The sequence below is a fragment of the Streptomyces mirabilis genome (assembly GCF_039503195.1).
GTDB classification, from domain to species: domain Bacteria; phylum Actinomycetota; class Actinomycetes; order Streptomycetales; family Streptomycetaceae; genus Streptomyces; species Streptomyces mirabilis_D.
This window is the reverse complement of the sequence record NZ_JBCJKP010000001.1, coordinates 4,377,907-4,394,997: the sequence shown is the minus strand read 5'-3', so window position 1 is coordinate 4,394,997 and position 17,091 is coordinate 4,377,907. Positions and strand designations below refer to the sequence as shown.

The following is a 17,091-nucleotide window of genomic DNA, read 5'->3' as shown; positions in this document are numbered from 1 at the left end:
ATCAGCTCCCCGGAGTGGTGCCGGGGGTGCTGGAGCCGTAGTCCTGGACACCGGCGGCGCGTGCCAGGTCGAGGTCGAGGGCCTCGCGGCGGATGCGCTGGTCGATGTAGAGGAGCACGGTGACGCCCGCGGAGATCGGGAAGGTGATCATGGAGCCGATCACCGAACCGATTCCGCTGACGATGAGGAACGTCCAGCCGGGGCTGCCGCCGCTGCCGAGGAAACCGGCGACGCCGTCGCCGCTCAAGGCGGAGGCGATGATCGCGAAGGGGATCACGACGATCGACGCCACGATGTTGGCGATGATCGTGGCGAGCAGCTGGATGCCGAAGACTCGCCACCAGGAGCCGCGGACGAGCTTCGCGGAGCGGCTCATCGACTTCAGGACGCCTTGCTTCTCCAGCATCAGGGCGGGCGAGGCGAGCGAGAAGCGGATCATCAGCCAGAGGGCGACGACGCCCGCGCCGAGCCCGCCGAGGACCGCGAGTGCGGCGCCCGCGCTGCTCGAGCCGGCGACGGCGACGAGCAGACCGGGAAGCGTGCCGACGGTGATGATCGCGACGGCGATGAGCGGCAGCAGGAAGGTCAGGGCGAACAGCTTCGGCAGCCGGGGTCTGGCGTCGCGCCAGGCCTCGGCGGTGGTCACCGACTTGCCGAGCACCGCGCGGCTGGTCACGGAGGTGAGCAGGGCCGTGGCGACGATGGTGCCGAGCAGGCCGATGACCACGACGACGCCGGAGCTCAGCAGGGTGTCGCCCAGGGCGCGGCTCAGCTCGCCGGCGGTGGCGCTCGGGTCGTTGAGGACGTCCGTGCTCGCGCTGTCGTCCAGGACCAGGCCCTGGAGCAGGATGACCGCGATCTGTGTGACGACGGCGACGGTGAGCGAGATGCCCAGAACGGTGCGCCAGTAGGTCCGCATCGTGGAGACCGCGCCGTCGAGGATCTCGCCGACGCCGAGCGGGCGCAGGGGGATCACGCCGGGCTTGGCGGCGGGCGGCGGCCCGCCCCAGTTGCCGCCCCAGCCACTGGGACCTCCTGGGCCTCCGTAGCCACGGCCTCCCCAGCCGCCGCCCTGGCCTCCGTAGCCGCCCGCGCCAGGGGGCTGCCGGACGCCCCAGCCGGGACCGGGGGGCGGTGGTGGCGGGGCCTGGCCGGGACCCTGTGGGCTGGGAGCGGACCACTGGCCGGGCGGGGGCTGCTCCTTGGACCACTTCGAGGGTGGCTCCGGCTGGTTCGTGCGACCTTGGTCCGCGGGCTGCTCCGGGGGCTCGGCGGTGCCGGAGTTGTCCGGCTCCTGCCCGTCGGAGGGGGCAGATCCGGGCGAGGCCCAGCCCGGAGTGTCTTTCATCGTCGCTCCTTCACGGTGCCCGTCCGCGGTCGCGGCGGCAGGTTGGCAGCCATCGTGCCACGGTGTGCCCGGCATGGGACCGGCCCCCGTATCGGGTGGACACCTTCAATTGTCCGCCTGCTACGGGGCAGACTGGGCGGATGGCTGATCAGTACGCGCAATTCCGCGAGGGCGACGGGCCACTGGAGATACCGGCGATCCGCTGGGACGAGCCGCCCGAAGGGCCGGTGCTGGTCCTCCTCGACCAGACTCGGTTGCCGGCCGAGGAAGTCGAGCTGGTGTGCACGGACGCTCCCGCGCTGGTGGAGGCGATCCGCACGCTGGCCGTGCGAGGGGCGCCGTTGCTGGGTATCGCCGGGGCGTACGGAGTCGCGCTCGCCGCCGTGCGCGGCTTCGACGTGGACGATGCCGCCCGGGCGCTGGCGGGCGCCCGGCCCACCGCGGTGAACCTCGCTGTCGGTGTGCGCCGGGCGCAGACGGCGTATCGTTCCGCGCTCTCCGGCGGCGGTGATCAGCGGCAGGCCGCCGGGGCGGCGCTCGAGGCGGCGCGGGCGTTGCACCGGGAGGATGCCGCGGCCAGCGCACGGATGGCCGGGCACGGGTTGGCGCTGCTCGACGAGCTGTTGCCGGGTGGTGGGCACCGGATTCTGACGCATTGCAACACCGGGGCGCTGGTGTCCGGCGGGGAGGGCACGGCCTTCGCGGTGGCCCTCGCGGCGCATCGGGCGGGGCAGCTGCGGAGGCTGTGGGTGGACGAAACGCGTCCGTTGCTGCAAGGTGCTCGCCTGACGGCTTATGAGGCGGCGCGCCGCGGAATGGCGTACACCTTGCTCACGGACAACGCGGCGGGATCACTGTTCGCGGCGGGGGAGGTGGACGCGGTGCTCATCGGGGCCGATCGGATTGCTGCCGACGGTTCGGTGGCGAACAAGGTGGGGAGCTATCCGCTCGCGGTGCTGGCCCGGTATCACCATGTGCCTTTCATCGTGGTGGCGCCGGTGACGACGGTGGACCCGGACACCCCGGATGGAGCATCCATCGAGGTCGAGCAGCGTCCCGGTCATGAAGTGACCGAGGTCACAGCACCCCAGGTGCCTGTGGCGGGAGTGGAAGCGGGAGGCGGGATACCGGTGGCACCCCTGGGGACCCAGGCGTACAACCCGGCATTCGATGTGACGCCCCCCGAGTTGGTGACGGCGATCGTGACCGAAGAGGGCGCTGTGTCGCCCGTGACAGCAGAGGCACTCGCTGAGCTGTGTGACAGGTCACGCCAGGTAACGATTTAGTTAATGGGATGATGTCGTTTATGAAGGGACGAGTCCTTGTCGTCGATGACGACACCGCACTGGCCGAGATGCTCGGCATTGTGTTGCGTGGTGAAGGTTTTGAGCCGTCTTTCGTAGCAGACGGCGACAAGGCGCTGGCCGCTTTCCGTGAGACCAAGCCCGATCTGGTGCTCCTGGACCTGATGCTTCCCGGCCGGGACGGTATCGAGGTGTGCCGCCTGATCAGGGCGGAGTCCGGGGTGCCGATCGTGATGCTCACCGCGAAGAGCGACACCGTCGATGTCGTGGTCGGCCTCGAGTCCGGCGCCGACGACTACATCGTGAAGCCGTTCAAGCCAAAGGAGCTGGTGGCGCGGATCAGGGCGCGGCTGCGTCGTTCCGAGGAACCGGCGCCCGAGCAGCTGGCCATCGGCGATCTTGTGATCGATGTGGCCGGTCACTCCGTGAAGCGGGAGGGGCAGTCGATCGCCCTGACGCCGCTGGAGTTCGATCTGCTCGTGGCACTGGCCCGCAAGCCGTGGCAGGTGTTCACACGGGAGGTGCTCCTCGAACAGGTGTGGGGCTACCGGCACGCGGCGGACACCCGACTGGTCAATGTCCACGTCCAGCGGCTGCGCTCCAAGGTCGAGAAGGACCCGGAGCGGCCGGAGATCGTGGTGACCGTCCGTGGTGTCGGCTACAAGGCCGGACCGAGCTGACATGTCCCGGGACAGTGCCGCTTCGGCGCCCGGTGAGTCGGGAGTCCGTTCGGGGCGGCCTGTCGGCCGGAAGGTGACGGGCTCCCGCTGGGGACGTTTCTTGGAGGGCGGGCTGCTGCAGGGCGGAGTCCAGGGCAGCCCGGTCCTTCGGTTGTTCATGCGCTGGGTGCGCCGTCCGTTGCTGCCCGTGATGCGGCTGTGGCGGCGCAACATCCAGCTCAAGATCGTCGTCACGACGTTGCTGATGTCGCTGGGTGTCGTGCTGCTGCTCGGCTTCGTTGTCATCGGGCAGGTGCGCAACGGTCTGCTGGACGCCAAGGTCAAGGCCTCGCAGAGTCAGGCCACGGGTGGCTTCTCGGTCGCCAAGCAGAAGGCGGACGCGGCAGCCACGGCCAACGGCGACGACGGTTCGACTGCGGACGGCCGTCCGTCCAAGAACGTCAGCCAGTGGATGAACGACCTCGTCGTCTCGCTTTCCAGCGGCGGCCAGGGCGCCTTCGACGTGGTGACGCTCAGCTCCACCGTGGCCGGCAACGGCGGTGCCGGGCGGGGTCCGCGTTCCTCGGGTGACGTCGATCCGACAGTGAGCATCCCGGAGGACCTGCGCGCCCGAGTCGACAGCAACACGATGGCGGCCCAGAGCTACACCAGGGTCGTCTACAAGGACGGCACGGAGTCGCAGGCCGCGCTGGTCATCGGCAAGCAGGTCCTCGACCCCAACGGAGACGCGTACCAGCTCTACTACCTCTTCCCGCTGACGCAGGAGGAGAAGTCGCTCAGCCTGGTCAAGGGGACGCTCGCGACCGCCGGACTGTTCGTCGTGGTGCTCCTGGGGGCCATCGCCTGGCTCGTGGTGCGCCAGGTCGTCACTCCGGTGCGGATGGCGGCCGGGATCGCCGAGCGGCTCTCCGCCGGGCGCCTGCAGGAACGGATGAAGGTCACCGGTGAGGACGACATCGCGCGGCTCGGCGAGGCCTTCAACAAGATGGCGCAGAACCTTCAGCTGAAGATCCAGCAGCTGGAGGACCTGTCGCGGATGCAGCGACGGTTCGTGTCCGACGTGTCGCACGAACTGCGTACGCCGCTCACGACCGTCCGGATGGCGGCCGACGTCATCCACGACGCGCGTGTGGACTTCGATCCGGTGACCGCTCGGTCGGCCGAGCTCCTCGCCGATCAGCTGGACCGGTTCGAGACGCTGCTCGCGGACCTGCTGGAGATCAGCCGGTTCGACGCGGGTGCGGCGGCGCTGGAGGCCGAGGCGATAGACCTCCGGGAAGTCGTACGGCGTGTCGTCAGCGGGGCCGAGCCACTCGCCGAGCGCAAGGGCTCGCAGATACGTGTCGTCGGCGACCAGCAGCCGGTGGTCGCCGAGGCGGATGCCCGGCGGGTGGAGCGGGTGCTGCGCAATCTCGTCGTCAACGCCGTGGAGCACGGCGACGGCAAGGAAGTGGTGGTCAAGCTCGCCACAGCGGGCGGCGCGGTCGCCATCGCGGTGCGTGACTACGGCGTCGGCCTCAAGCCCGGAGAGGCGACCCGGGTCTTCAGCCGCTTCTGGCGTGCCGACCCGGCACGCGCGCGTACCACCGGCGGCACGGGGCTCGGGCTGTCCATCGCCCTGGAGGACGCCCGGCTGCACGGCGGCTGGCTGCAGGCGTGGGGTGAGCCGGGCGGCGGTTCGCAGTTCCGGCTGACGCTGCCGCGTACCGCGGACGAGCCGCTGCGGGGGTCTCCGATACCTCTGGAGCCCATGGACTCGCGGCGCAATCGTGGACTTAATGACGCGGGACTGCCCTCCGGCGGCGGCGACAAGCTCGCCACGGTGCCGATGCAGGCCGCGGGCGGGAAGGCGGCACCGCCGATGCAGCGGACGTCCGTGGTGCCGCGACTGGCCGGGGCGTCGCCCACGGCCGATCCGACGGCGCTGCCGGGCAACGGCGCGCGTGTGGTGCCAAGGCCCTCCGGGGCCGTGCGGCGGCCGGACGACATGCCCACCGCGGGTGGGGAGCGGAGCGTGCAGGAACGTGGCCGGGACGGCGGCGGGCCTGAAGAACTCGGACAAGCAGAGCCCGAGGAACTCGGGCAAGGGGAGGCATTTCGTGGTCGCTGACCGCGAGGGGAGCGGCCGTCGGCGTCCCGCGCGCGTGGGGGTGTACATCGGCTGCGGCGCACTGCTGCTGACCGGGTGCGCCTCGATGCCGGACAGCGGAGATCTGCGCGGGGTCGAGTCCACGCCGAGGCAGGACTCGCAGGTCCGCGTCTTCGCGCTGCCGCCCCGCGAGGACGCCCCGCCGTCGGAGATCGTGCAGGGCTTCCTGGAGGCACTGACCAGTGACGACGCGCAGTACGAGACGGCGCGCAAATATCTGACGGCGAGCGCCCGCAAAACGTGGGATCCGTACCGCTCCACGACCGTCCTCGCGGACGGGCCCAACCCCGAGTCGGAGCGCTCGAGCACCAGGGAGGGCGACGACTCGTACACGCTCTCCGGCAGCAAGGTCGCCACGGTGGACGAGCAGCACGCGTACACGCCGGATGCCGGTTCGTACCGGACGACGGTGCACCTCACGCTGCAGAAGGACAGCAAGCAGTGGCGCATCGACGCGCTGCCGCAGGGTGTGGTGATGGGCAACTCCGACTTCCAGCGCAACTACGTGTCCGTCAACAAGTACTACTTCACCTCGAATGTGCCCTCCGGGTCGGGCGGGCCGCTCGGGACCGTCGCCGATCCCGTCTATGTGCGGGACAAGGTGGACCCGATGACGGAGATGGTCCGGTCGCTCCTGAAGGGGCCCACGCGCTGGCTTGATCCGGTGGTGACGTCGAGCTTCCCCTCCGACACGGAGCTGAAGAAGGGCGTCACGTCACTGTCGCCCGACGACCGCAACAGGGTGACGGTCCCGCTGAACAAGAAGGCCGACCGGGTCGGAGAGACCCAGTGCAACAAGATGGCCACCCAACTCCTCTTCACGCTCCAGGACCTGACGCCCACGGGCGTCGACGAGGTGGAGCTGCAGCGGTCGAACGGTTCGCAGTTGTGCGTGGTCACCGAGAGCCGGGCGGTGACCGTCGCTTCGCACGGCACGGCCAAGCACCCTGAGTACGAGTACTTCATCGACGCCAAGCAGCGGCTCGTACGGCTGCCCAGCGGCAACCGTGACAAGCAGCCCGAGCCGGTACCCGGTGCGCTGGGAGTGGGCGACAAGAAGCTGCGGTCGGCCGCGGTGTCCCGGACCGAGGACAGCGCGGCCGGTGTGTCGGCGGACGGGAGTTCGCTGTACGTCGGATCGCTGGTGTCGGGTGCCTCGCTGGGGGACGCGGTGCTGCACAGCCAGGGGGCGAAGGCGGACGACCGGCTGACGACGCCCAGTTGGGACGGGCAGGGCGACCTGTGGGTGGCCGACCGTGATCCGAAGAACCCTCGGCTGCTCCTGCTGGAGAAGGGCGCAGGTATCCCGCTGGCGGTCACGGCGCCGGGCATCGACGGCCGTGTCCAGGCAGTGCGGGTGGCCGCCGACGGGGTGCGGATCGCGCTGATCGTGCAGAAGGACGGCAAGAGCTCGCTGCAGATCGGGCGCATCCAACGCGACACCAAGACCGGCGGACGGCCCCTCATCTCGATCCTCGAGCTGAGCTCCGTGGCGCCGCAGCTGGAGGAGGTCACCGCCATGTCGTGGGCCGGGGACAGCCGGCTCGTCGTCGTCGGGCGCGAGTCCGGCGGGGTGCAGCAGATGCGCTACGTCCAGGTCGACGGCTCCACGCCGGTGGGCGCCGCGCCCTCCGCGCTGACGGGGGTGAAGGAGGTCGCCGCGTCCGAGGACGAACGGCTGCCCCTGGTGGCGCACTCGGAGGAGGACGGGATCGTGCGGCTGTCCTCCGGGGAGCAGTGGCAGAAGATCGTCAAGGACGGCACGGCACCGGTTTATCCCGGGTAGCGGCCTCTTTCTTCCGGGTACGGACTCGCCGGGCCTGCCTTTTCGGGCAGGCCCGGCTGCCGTACGGGTGGATCTGGCTGCCGTACGGGTGGATCTGGCTGCCGTACGGGTGGATCCGGCCGTCGTACGCGGCGGACCTGGCCGTCGTACGGGGCGGACCTGGCCGCCATTGCGCGCTGGGTCCCCCGGACGGGTGATGGCCGTGGAGTTGTCCACAGGCGGTTGTCCACAGGGGTGGCCGGTCGGCCCGCGCGTTGGCACAGTGGTGGGCATGCGGGGGTGGTGGCAGGACCTCACCGATCTGGTGCTGCCGGCCGAGTGCGGAGGTTGCGGAAGGCCTCGCACGGTGCTCTGCCCGGAGTGCCGTGCCGCCCTGAGCGGGGCCGCGCCGCGCCGGGTGCGACCGGATCCGGAGCCGCCCGGGCTGCCGGTGGTGCACGCGGCGGCGCCATACGAGGACGAGGTGCGCGCGACGCTCCTCGCTCACAAGGAACGGGGGGCACTGACACTTGCGAGACCTTTGGGGACGGCCCTGGCGGGGGCTGTACGGGCAGGGCTGGGGCACTTGTGCCTCCCGGTCCCGGAGGGGCTGCCCACGGCCTGGGACAGGCGCCTGAGGGGTGGCAACGGGCAATTGCGGCCCGGGGGTGGTCGGGGGTGCGCGCCGATTTCCGGCACGGGTTCTCTGCTGCTTGTTCCCCTGCCGTCCTCGCGGCAGGCGGTGCGGGCGCGCGGGCATGATCCGGCGCGGCGGATCGCGCTCGCGGCGGCGGGGGAGCTGCGGCGCACGGGGACACCGGCCCGGGTACTGGCCGTGCTGCGGCAGCGGCGCGCCGTGGCCGACCAGGCGGGGCTCAACTCGCGGCAGCGACTGGACAATCTCGCGGGCGCCCTGGAGGTGGCAGCCGGAGGTGCCCGGCTGTTGGCGAGCGGGGGCCGGGTCGTGCTTGTGGACGACCTGATGACGACGGGCGCCTCGATGACGGAGGCGGCCCGTGCCGTACGGGCGGCGGTGGCGGAGATTGATCCATACGTGGACGTCGATGCATGCGTCGCGGAAGCGGGGGAAGCAACGGGGGAACGGATGACCGAGGCAACGACAGTGGATACCGACCGGACACAAGGAGCCTGGGGAATGGCGGGTACGAGCGGAGTCGGCGACATGATCTGCGCGGCTGTGGTCGCGGCCCCGCCGGACTCTTTCGAAAGAAACCGGAACTGACCGGGAACTTCCATCGTTGCAGGTAATGACCAGGTCAATTCACCTGAACGGAGGTACACCGCAGGAGAGGGTGACGACATCCGTCCGGGCGAGATATGTTCGGTTGTGAGGCAATGGCGCAGGCCGTACCTCGCCCATCCGAATGCTGTGCTGCGGGTTTCTGAATCACCCGTAGCGATGGGGTGTAGATCTTGCCCATGGGGGAGGAGGAGGTGAAAGTCACCAAGTCCGAGGTTCCGGCACTCACCGGGGCCTGGTGCAAAAGGGAGATGCTCCGCCAGTGCAGCGGAGCAATCCGGGAACGGAGTTCTGCGTGGACATCGTCGTCAAGGGCCGCAAGACCGAGGTGCCCGAGCGGTTCCGCAAGCACGTGGCCGAGAAGCTGAAGCTGGAGAAGATCCAGAAGCTCGATGGCAAGGTGATCAGCCTCGACGTGGAGGTGTCCAAGGAGCCCAACCCCCGGCAGGCCGACCGTTGCGACCGAGTGGAGATCACGCTCCACTCCCGCGGTCCGGTGATCCGGGCGGAGGCGGCGGCGAGTGACCCGTATGCGGCACTCGACCTGGCGGCGGACAAACTCGAAGCCCGTCTGCGCAAGCAGCACGACAAGCGCTACACCCGCCGCGGCAACGGCCGGCTCTCGGCCGCGGAGGTCGCCGACCACGTTCCCGGCGCCGCGACGCTCAACGGGAACGGGGCCGTCGTCCACGAGGACGACACGGACAGCGTGCCGACAAAGAAGATCGGCTCCCTCGAGGTCATGGGCGAAGGCCCCCTCATCGTTCGCGAGAAGACCCACGTGGCCGCCCCGATGACGCTCGACCAGGCGCTCTATGAGATGGAGCTGGTCGGGCACGACTTCTATCTCTTCGTCGACTCCGAGACGAAGGAACCCAGTGTCGTCTACCGGCGGCACGCGTACGACTACGGCGTCATCCACCTCAGCACGGACCCCATGGTCACCCAGGCCGGACCGGACGCGCCGGGCGGTGCGCTCGGCGGCTGATCCGCCCCGATGACGGCTGAGCCGGTGCCCCTGGAGCGCGCGTGCGCCCCCAGGGGCACCGGTGTGCGACCACTTCGCGACCCGCTCTGTCACCCCACTGTCGTCCGGGCATGGAATCATGGCCGAACCGGCCCCAACCGGTGGGTCGTTGCCTCGGATTGGCAATGGCACAGGAACGCAGGCCACGGCCTTCAGGGGGAGGAACGATGGCGGACAGCTTCGGACCGATGCGTGACGGGGATGCCGACGGCGGCGTCGTCGGCATGGGCCCGGACGCGGGCTCTCCACGCAAGGAGCCCATTCGGGTCCTCGTCGTGGACGACCATGCCCTCTTCCGCCGCGGACTGGAGATCGTGCTCGCGGCCGAGGAGGACATCCAGGTCGTCGGCGAGGCGGGTGACGGGGCGGAGGCGGTCGACAAGGCGGCCGACCTGCTTCCCGACATCGTGCTGATGGACGTACGTATGCCGAAGCGGGGCGGCATCGAGGCGTGCACCTCCATCAAGGAGGTGGCTCCGAGCGCGAAGATCATCATGCTGACGATCAGCGACGAGGAAGCCGATCTCTACGACGCGATCAAGGCGGGCGCTACCGGTTATCTCCTCAAGGAGATCTCCACGGACGAGGTGGCCACGGCCATTCGCGCGGTGGCGGACGGGCAGTCGCAGATCAGCCCGTCGATGGCGTCGAAACTTCTCACCGAGTTCAAGTCGATGATTCAGCGGACGGACGAGCGCCGGCTCGTGCCCGCGCCCCGGCTCACGGATCGCGAGCTGGAGGTTCTCAAGCTCGTCGCGACCGGGATGAACAACCGGGATATCGCCAAGGAGTTGTTCATCTCCGAGAACACCGTGAAGAACCATGTGCGCAACATCCTGGAGAAGCTGCAGCTGCACTCCAGGATGGAGGCGGTGGTCTACGCGATGCGGGAGAAGATCCTCGAGATCCGGTGAGCCTGCGTGAGGCTGGTCAGGTCGGCCAGTCAGCCCGGCCGGTCAGGTCAGGCCAGTGCGCGGGTGAGTTCCTTCGTGAGGGGCTCGCGGAGGTCCGGGGCGTCCACCCGTTCCACGCGTACGTTTGTGCAGTCCACCCAGCTCGCTGCCTCCAGGAGGGCCTGGGCCACGGCAGGGACCGCCTTGGCGCCGTCCAGCGTGACCTGTTTGGCGACCAGGGTGCGGCCCTCGCGGGCGGGGTCCACGCGGCCGACGAGCCGGCCCCCGGCGAGGACCGGCATCGCGAAGTAGCCGTACACCCGCTTCGGCTTGGGCGTGTACGCCTCCAGGCGGTGGGTGAAGCCGAAGATCCGCTCCGTGCGGGCCCGCTCCCAGATGAGTGAGTCGAACGGGGACAGCAGCGTCGTACGGTGGCGGCCGCGCGGTGGTGTCTCCAGGGCCGCCGGGTCCGCCCACGCGGGCTTGCTCCAGCCCTCCACCGTCACCGGGACCAGGCCCGAGTCCGCGATCACCGCGTCGACCTGCTCGCCCTTGAGACGGTGATAGTCGGCGATGTCCGCGCGCGTGCCGACGCCCAGGGACTTGCCGGCCAGGCCGACCAGACGGCGCAGGCACTCCGTGTCGTCCAGCTCGTCATGGAGCAGGGCCTCGGGGACGGCGCGCTCGGCGAGGTCGTACACGCGCTTCCAGCCGCGGCGCTCCGTGCACACCACCTCGCCGTACATCAGCGCGCGCTCCACGGCCACCTTGGTGCCCGACCAGTCCCACCACTCGCTGGTCTTCTTCGCGCCGCCCAACTCCGTGGCCGTGAGGGGGCCTTCCGCGCGGAGCTGCTTGATGACCTGGTCGTAGGTGCCGTCCGGCAGGTCGTGGTTCCAGTGCGGGCGGGAGCGGTAGGCGCGGCGGCGGAAGGCGAAGTGGGGCCATTCCTCCACGGGGAGGATGCAGGCGGCGTGGGACCAGTACTCGAAGGCGTGGGTGTCGGTCCAGTAGGCCTGGTCGACGGTTTTGCGGCCCACCGCGCCCAGGCGGGCGTACGGGATGAGCTCGTGGGAGCGGGCCAGGACGGAGATCGTGTCGAGCTGGACCGCGCCGAGGTGTCGCAGGATTCCGCGGACGCCGGCCCTGCGGTCGGGGGCACCCAGGAAGCCCTGGGCCCGTAGGGCGATGCGGCGGGCTTCTTCGGCGGAGAGCTCGGTGGTGGGACGCGGGAGGCTCGTCATGTCCCACACGGTAGGCGGTGCCACTGACAGTGGACTCGCCCCCGCCGCCCCTACCCGACCCATCCCGGGGCTCCGCCCCCGGACCCCCGGCGGGGCTCCGCCCCCGGACCCCCGGCGGGGCTCCGCCCCCGCACCCCGTCAGGGGCTCCGGCCCTGGATCCCGGTGGGGCTGCGCCCTCGGATCCCGTCGGGGACTGCGGCCCTGGATCCCGGTGGGGCTGCGCCCCTGCACCCCGGTGGGGCTGCGCCCTCGGATCCCGTCAGGGGCTGCGGCCCTGGATCCCGGTGGGGCTGCGCCCCTGCACCCCGGCGGAGCTCCGCCCCGGACCCCGCCAGGCGCTCCGACCTCGGACCCTGGCGAGGCTGTGCCCCGCACCTCGGCGGGGCCGCACCTCTGTACCGCGTCACGGGCTCCGGCCCCGGACCCCGGCAGGGCCCGTGCCCGGACCCTGGAGGGGTTGCGCCCCTACACGCCGGCCGGGCCCCTGCATCCCTGGAACCCCGTGCGGCTTCGCCTCCGGATCCCGACGGGGGCTGTGTTTCGTGGACTGGGGCGGGGCTGTCGCACCAGATCATTGCTGGGCTTCGCGGCGCACCCTGCCAGGGCTGCCTCCGGGCTCCTGCCTGGTACCTCGCCAGGGTTGTGCCCCCGACCTCGCACCGAACCGCCGGGCTTCGCCTTACCCCAGCTCCCGCCAGGGCCAGTGCGCCCGCCCCCGCGGGGCCGCTATGCCGTGCAGCCTCCTGGGGAGCTACGGGGTGAAGGGTGGGGCGGGCAGGTACGGGGCCGTTGAGGGCAGGCCCAGGTCTGAGGGGAGTAGGGAGCCGATCCAGCAGTCTCGGCGTACGCCCTTGTTGTTGAGGGCGGAGCGGAGGGTGCCTTCCAGCGTGAAGCCGGCGCGTTCTGCGACCGCGCGGGAGCCCTTGTTGCCGACCTCGGCGCGCCATTCCAGGCGGTCGACGGCGAGGCTGGTGAAGGCCCAGCGGGCGGCGGTGAGGGTGGCCTCGGTGATGTAGCCGTTGCCGCGGTGCTTCTTGGCCGCCCAGAAGCCGACCTCGCCGACGCCCAGGGAACGCATGCTGATGGAGAGCATGCCCGCCAGGTCCCCCGACAGGAGGAAGGCACCGAAGGTGAACATGGAGCCGTCCGCCCAGCCCTCCGGCACTATCTGGTCCGTGAAGCCCGTCGCGTGCTCGCGGAGATAGGGGGAGGGGATCGTGGTCCAGCGCTGGATGTCGGGGTCCTGGACGGCTTCGTACACCGAGTCGGTGTCGTGTGAGTCCACGGCGCGTAGGAGCAGCCGGTCGGTGGTCAGCGTGACGGGGTCCATCGGCCGATTCTGCTAGGACCACCGAAAGGGCGCCATTCCTTTGCGGCGAGTGACGGTTCGGTTACTTTTCGCAGCGCGGACGCGGCACCTTCCGCAACCCCTGTCCGTTGTCCTAGTGGCTGTCACTGGCAGACCTCCCGGCGCGGTGGGGTCCTCGCTTACGATGGCCGTTGCTCAAGCTGTGATTTGAATCTGACATTGAACCCGACCGTCCCAGGCCCGACCGGCAAGGAGACAAACCCCCGTGTCCGTCCTCTCGAAGATCATGCGTGCAGGCGAAGGCAAGATCCTGCGCAAGCTGCACCGCATCGCGGACCAGGTCAACTCCATCGAAGAGGACTTCGTCGACCTCTCCGACGCCGAGCTGCGCGCCCTCACTGATGAGTACAAGCAGCGGTATGCGGATGGGGAGAGCCTGGACGACCTGCTCCCCGAGGCCTTCGCCACCGTGCGTGAGGCCGCCAAGCGTGTCCTCGGACAGCGTCACTACGACGTGCAGATGATGGGTGGCGCCGCGCTCCACCTCGGCTACGTCGCGGAGATGAAGACCGGCGAGGGCAAGACCCTCGTCGGCACGCTGCCCGCGTATCTGAACGCCCTCTCCGGAGACGGCGTTCACCTGATCACGGTCAACGACTATCTGGCCGAGCGCGACTCCGAGATGATGGGTCGCGTCCACAAGTTCCTGGGCCTGACCGTCGGCTGCATCCTCGCCAACATGACGCCGGCCCAGCGCCGTGAGCAGTACGCGTGCGACATCACGTACGGCACGAACAACGAGTTCGGCTTCGACTACCTGCGCGACAACATGGCCTGGTCGCAGGACGAACTCGTCCAGCGGGGCCACAACTTCGCGATCGTCGACGAGGTCGACTCCATCCTCGTCGACGAGGCCCGTACGCCGCTCATCATCTCCGGGCCGGCCGACCAGGCCACCAAGTGGTACGGGGACTTCGCCAAGCTGGTCACCCGGCTGAAGAAGGGCGAGGCCGGCAACCCCCTCAAGGGCCTCGAGGAGACCGGGGACTACGAGGTCGACGAGAAGAAGCGCACCGTCGCCATCCACGAGCCCGGCGTCTCCAAGGTCGAGGACTGGCTGGGCATCGACAACCTGTACGAGTCGGTGAACACGCCGCTGGTGGGCTACCTGAACAACGCCATCAAGGCCAAGGAGCTCTTCAAGAAGGACAAGGACTACGTCGTCATCGACGGCGAAGTCATGATCGTCGACGAGCACACCGGCCGTATCCTCGCCGGCCGCCGCTACAACGAGGGCATGCACCAGGCGATCGAGGCGAAGGAAGGGGTGGACATCAAGGACGAGAACCAGACGCTCGCCACGATCACCCTGCAGAACTTCTTCCGCCTCTACGGCAAGCTCTCCGGCATGACCGGTACGGCGATGACCGAGGCCGCCGAGTTCCACCAGATCTACAAGCTCGGCGTCGTCCCGATCCCGACCAACAAGCCGATGGTCCGCAAGGACCAGTCGGACCTGATCTACCGCACCGAGGTCGCCAAGTTCGACGCGGTGGTCGACGACATCGCCGAGAAGCACGAGAAGGGCCAGCCGATCCTCGTCGGTACGACGTCGGTCGAGAAGTCCGAGTACCTTTCGCAGCAGCTCTCGAAGCGGGGCATCCAGCACGAGGTGCTGAACGCGAAGCAGCACGACCGTGAGGCCCCGATCATCGCCCAGGCGGGCCGCCGGGGCGCTGTGACCGTCGCCACGAACATGGCCGGTCGAGGCACGGACATCAAGCTCGGCGGCAACCCCGATGACCTCGCCGAGGCGGAGCTGCGTCAGCGGGGCCTCGACCCCGAGGAGCACATCGAGGAGTGGGCCGCAGCCCTCCCCGCCGCCCTGGAGAAGGCCGAGCAGGCCGTCAAGGCGGAGTTCGAAGAGGTCAAGGAGCTCGGCGGGCTCTACGTGCTGGGCACCGAGCGCCACGAGTCGCGTCGTATCGACAACCAGCTGCGCGGTCGTTCCGGCCGTCAGGGCGACCCGGGCGAGTCCCGCTTCTACCTGTCGCTCGGTGACGACCTGATGCGCCTGTTCAAGGCCCAGATGGTCGAGCGCGTGATGTCGATGGCCAACGTGCCGGACGACGTGCCGATCGAGAACAAGATGGTCACGCGCGCGATCGCCTCCGCCCAGTCGCAGGTCGAGCAGCAGAACTTCGAGACGCGCAAGAACGTTCTGAAGTACGACGAGGTGCTCAACCGGCAGCGTGAGGTCATCTACGGCGAGCGCCGCCGTGTCCTGGAGGGCGAGGACCTCCAGGAGCAGATCCAGCACTTCATGGACGACACGATCGACGCCTACATCGCGGCCGAGACCGCCGAGGGCTTCGCCGAGGAGTGGGACCTGGACCGGCTGTGGGGCGCCTTCAAGCAGCTCTACCCGGTGAAGGTCACCGTCGACGAGCTGGAGGAGGCGGCCGGCGACCGTGCCGGTCTGACCGCCGAGTTCATCTCCGAGTCCATCAAGGACGACATCCACGAGCAGTACGCGGCCCGTGAGGAGCAGCTCGGCTCCGAGATCATGCGGGAGCTGGAGCGGCGGGTCGTCCTGTCGGTCCTCGACCGCAAGTGGCGCGAGCACCTCTACGAGATGGACTATCTCCAGGAGGGCATCGGCCTGCGCGCCATGGCGCAGAAGGACCCGCTGGTCGAGTACCAGCGCGAGGGCTTCGACATGTTCTCCGCCATGATGGACGGCATCAAGGAGGAGTCCGTCGGCTACCTGTTCAACCTGGAGGTTCAGGTCGAGCAGCAGGTCGAGGAGGTTCCGGTCGAGGACGCCGCGCCGTCGTTGGAGAAGAGGGAGGACGTCGTGCCCGCGGGTGCGCGTCCCGAGATTCGCGCCAAGGGGCTCGACGCCCCGCAGCGTCCCGACCGGCTGCACTTCTCCGCGCCGACCGTGGACGGTGAGGGCGGCATCGTCGAGGGCGACTTCGCCAACGACGACGACGAGCCCGTGCGTTCCGAGGCGGACGGCCTCACGCGCGCGGAGCGCCGCAAGCAGCAGAAGAGCAACGGGCGGCGCCGCAAGAAGTGACCGATCGGTTCGCGAGAGCCGATGAGCGCGGAGAAGCGGTGAAGGGCCGGGCACCTGTGGGTGTCCGGCCCTTCACGTTGGTCAGTGGGGTTCAGGGACCCAGGGGCTGCTCAGTCGTCGTCCGGGCGGGGCATGCGGGGGCCGCCCAGTTCCACCGCCGTGCAGCGCCAGCGGAGGTCGGGGCCCTGTTCCAGGCGGAAGGCCATCGCGCGGAGCCGGTCGCCCGCGCCGATGCGGGCGAAGGCCTCGATCGCGCCGGGCCGTGGCACGTAGTAGCCGATGTCGCGGACGACCGGGCGGGTGCCGCGGGTGCGCAGGGGGCCGCGTTCGGCGAGCCAGGCCAGCTCGTCGTAGGCCCGGCCCGCGGTGTGGCGCAGCATGCAGTGGACGGGGCGTCGGCCGCTGAGCACGGCGAGGAGGCGGTCGGCGAAGAGGTCGGTGGGGCGGGGCTGCGGCGGCGGTGAGGACGGCGGCGACGGCCGCGGGGACAGGAGGAGGGCGCGGGATGCGGCCTCCTCCGGGGGCGCCTGCGGTGGGCTGTCTCCCGGGGCCGGGCGGGGTGCGCCCGCGCCCGGGGTGCGCGGTGGGGTGGTGCCGGGGCGCCGGGTGTCGTGGCGGCCGGGTGGGCGGGTGCCCGGGCGGCGCTTCGTCCTGGTCATCACCTTGTTCATGCGTCGTCCCCGTTCATGCGTCGTCCCCGTTCGGCGTCGGCCCGCTCGGCCGCGACCGGCCGATACCGGGCGGTAACTTCGTGTTGGGGATCTTCTACGAGGCGGGAGCCGGTCCCCGCAAGGACGCCGGGTGCGCGCCGCGGCGGCAGGAAGGTTCACCTATCAGAGTGAGCGGGAGGGGTGGGAGGCCCGGCGGGGAAGGGATGTTCCGGGTGAATCGCGGGCCGGGGGTGGACACCGTACGGGGGAGGGACCGGGACCCGAAAGGGGACGCCCGCACGTATCCTGAAGGCCTTCCCGGGAGGCGCGGGACCGCCCTTCCGGGAGCCCTCCGACCCGGGAACCCTCCCGACTACG

12 protein-coding genes are annotated in these 17,091 nt (G+C 70.0%); 8 read left to right on the top strand and 4 right to left on the bottom strand.

Features of this window, described 5'->3' with window-relative positions; genetic code table 11:
• Position 1: 1 nt before the first annotated feature.
• Positions 2-1,348: a DUF7847 domain-containing protein gene (locus AAFF41_RS20330; protein ID WP_319747446.1), complete on the bottom strand. Its 1,347-nt coding sequence runs from the start codon at positions 1,346-1,348 to the stop codon at positions 2-4.
• A gap of 140 nt (positions 1,349-1,488) precedes the next feature.
• Between AAFF41_RS20330 and mtnA the strand changes: the two genes are divergently transcribed.
• The 7 genes from mtnA to AAFF41_RS20295 all read left to right on the top strand — a co-directional run bounded on the left by mtnA (position 1,489) and on the right by AAFF41_RS20295 (position 10,448).
• Positions 1,489-2,634, top strand: a complete 1,146-nt coding sequence (mtnA, locus tag AAFF41_RS20325; protein WP_343326321.1) for an S-methyl-5-thioribose-1-phosphate isomerase — start codon at positions 1,489-1,491, stop codon at positions 2,632-2,634.
• Positions 2,635-2,642: 8 nt separating this feature from the next.
• Positions 2,643-3,332 carry a two-component system response regulator MtrA gene (gene mtrA, locus AAFF41_RS20320; protein ID WP_150136091.1) on the top strand — a complete coding sequence of 230 codons (690 nt, stop codon included), beginning with the start codon at positions 2,643-2,645 and terminating at the stop codon, positions 3,330-3,332.
• 1 nt (position 3,333) lies between these two features.
• On the top strand, positions 3,334-5,442 hold the full coding sequence (gene mtrB / locus AAFF41_RS20315; RefSeq protein ID WP_343324374.1) for an MtrAB system histidine kinase MtrB: 2,109 nt from the start codon (positions 3,334-3,336) through the stop codon (positions 5,440-5,442).
• A complete protein-coding gene (locus AAFF41_RS20310) occupies positions 5,432-7,267 on the top strand; it encodes an LpqB family beta-propeller domain-containing protein (RefSeq protein WP_343324373.1) in 1,836 nt (611 codons plus the stop codon). The genes mtrB and AAFF41_RS20310 overlap by 11 nt, the downstream gene beginning before the upstream one ends.
• 271 nt (positions 7,268-7,538) lie before the next feature.
• A complete protein-coding gene (locus tag AAFF41_RS20305) occupies positions 7,539-8,489 on the top strand; it encodes a ComF family protein (protein WP_319747454.1) in 951 nt (316 codons plus the stop codon).
• Positions 8,490-8,802: 313 nt separating this feature from the next.
• Positions 8,803-9,495: a ribosome hibernation-promoting factor, HPF/YfiA family gene (gene hpf / locus AAFF41_RS20300; protein ID WP_371647066.1), complete on the top strand. Its 693-nt coding sequence runs from the start codon at positions 8,803-8,805 to the stop codon at positions 9,493-9,495.
• Positions 9,496-9,701: 206 nt separating this feature from the next.
• Positions 9,702-10,448 (top strand): response regulator, encoded by a 747-nt coding sequence (locus AAFF41_RS20295; protein ID WP_067380003.1) that lies wholly within the window; start codon positions 9,702-9,704, stop codon positions 10,446-10,448.
• 47 nt (positions 10,449-10,495) lie between these two features.
• Here the strand turns inward: AAFF41_RS20295 and AAFF41_RS20290 are convergent, their stop codons facing one another.
• Together AAFF41_RS20290 and AAFF41_RS20285 are read right to left on the bottom strand one after the other, a co-directional pair.
• Positions 10,496-11,671 (bottom strand): winged helix-turn-helix domain-containing protein, encoded by a 1,176-nt coding sequence (locus tag AAFF41_RS20290; protein ID WP_319747458.1) that lies wholly within the window; start codon positions 11,669-11,671, stop codon positions 10,496-10,498.
• Between the two features lie 752 nt (positions 11,672-12,423).
• Positions 12,424-13,002 (bottom strand): GNAT family N-acetyltransferase, encoded by a 579-nt coding sequence (locus AAFF41_RS20285; protein WP_319747460.1) that lies wholly within the window; start codon positions 13,000-13,002, stop codon positions 12,424-12,426.
• Positions 13,003-13,246: 244 nt separating this feature from the next.
• Between AAFF41_RS20285 and secA the strand changes: the two genes are divergently transcribed.
• A complete protein-coding gene (gene secA / locus AAFF41_RS20280) occupies positions 13,247-16,063 on the top strand; it encodes a preprotein translocase subunit SecA (protein WP_075029013.1) in 2,817 nt (938 codons plus the stop codon).
• 110 nt (positions 16,064-16,173) lie between these two features.
• Here secA and AAFF41_RS20275 read toward each other — a convergent pair whose 3' ends face one another.
• Entirely contained in the window at positions 16,174-16,734 is a 561-nt protein-coding gene (locus AAFF41_RS20275) for an Rv3235 family protein (protein WP_343324372.1), read from the bottom strand.
• Between the last annotated feature and the right edge of the window lie 357 nt (positions 16,735-17,091).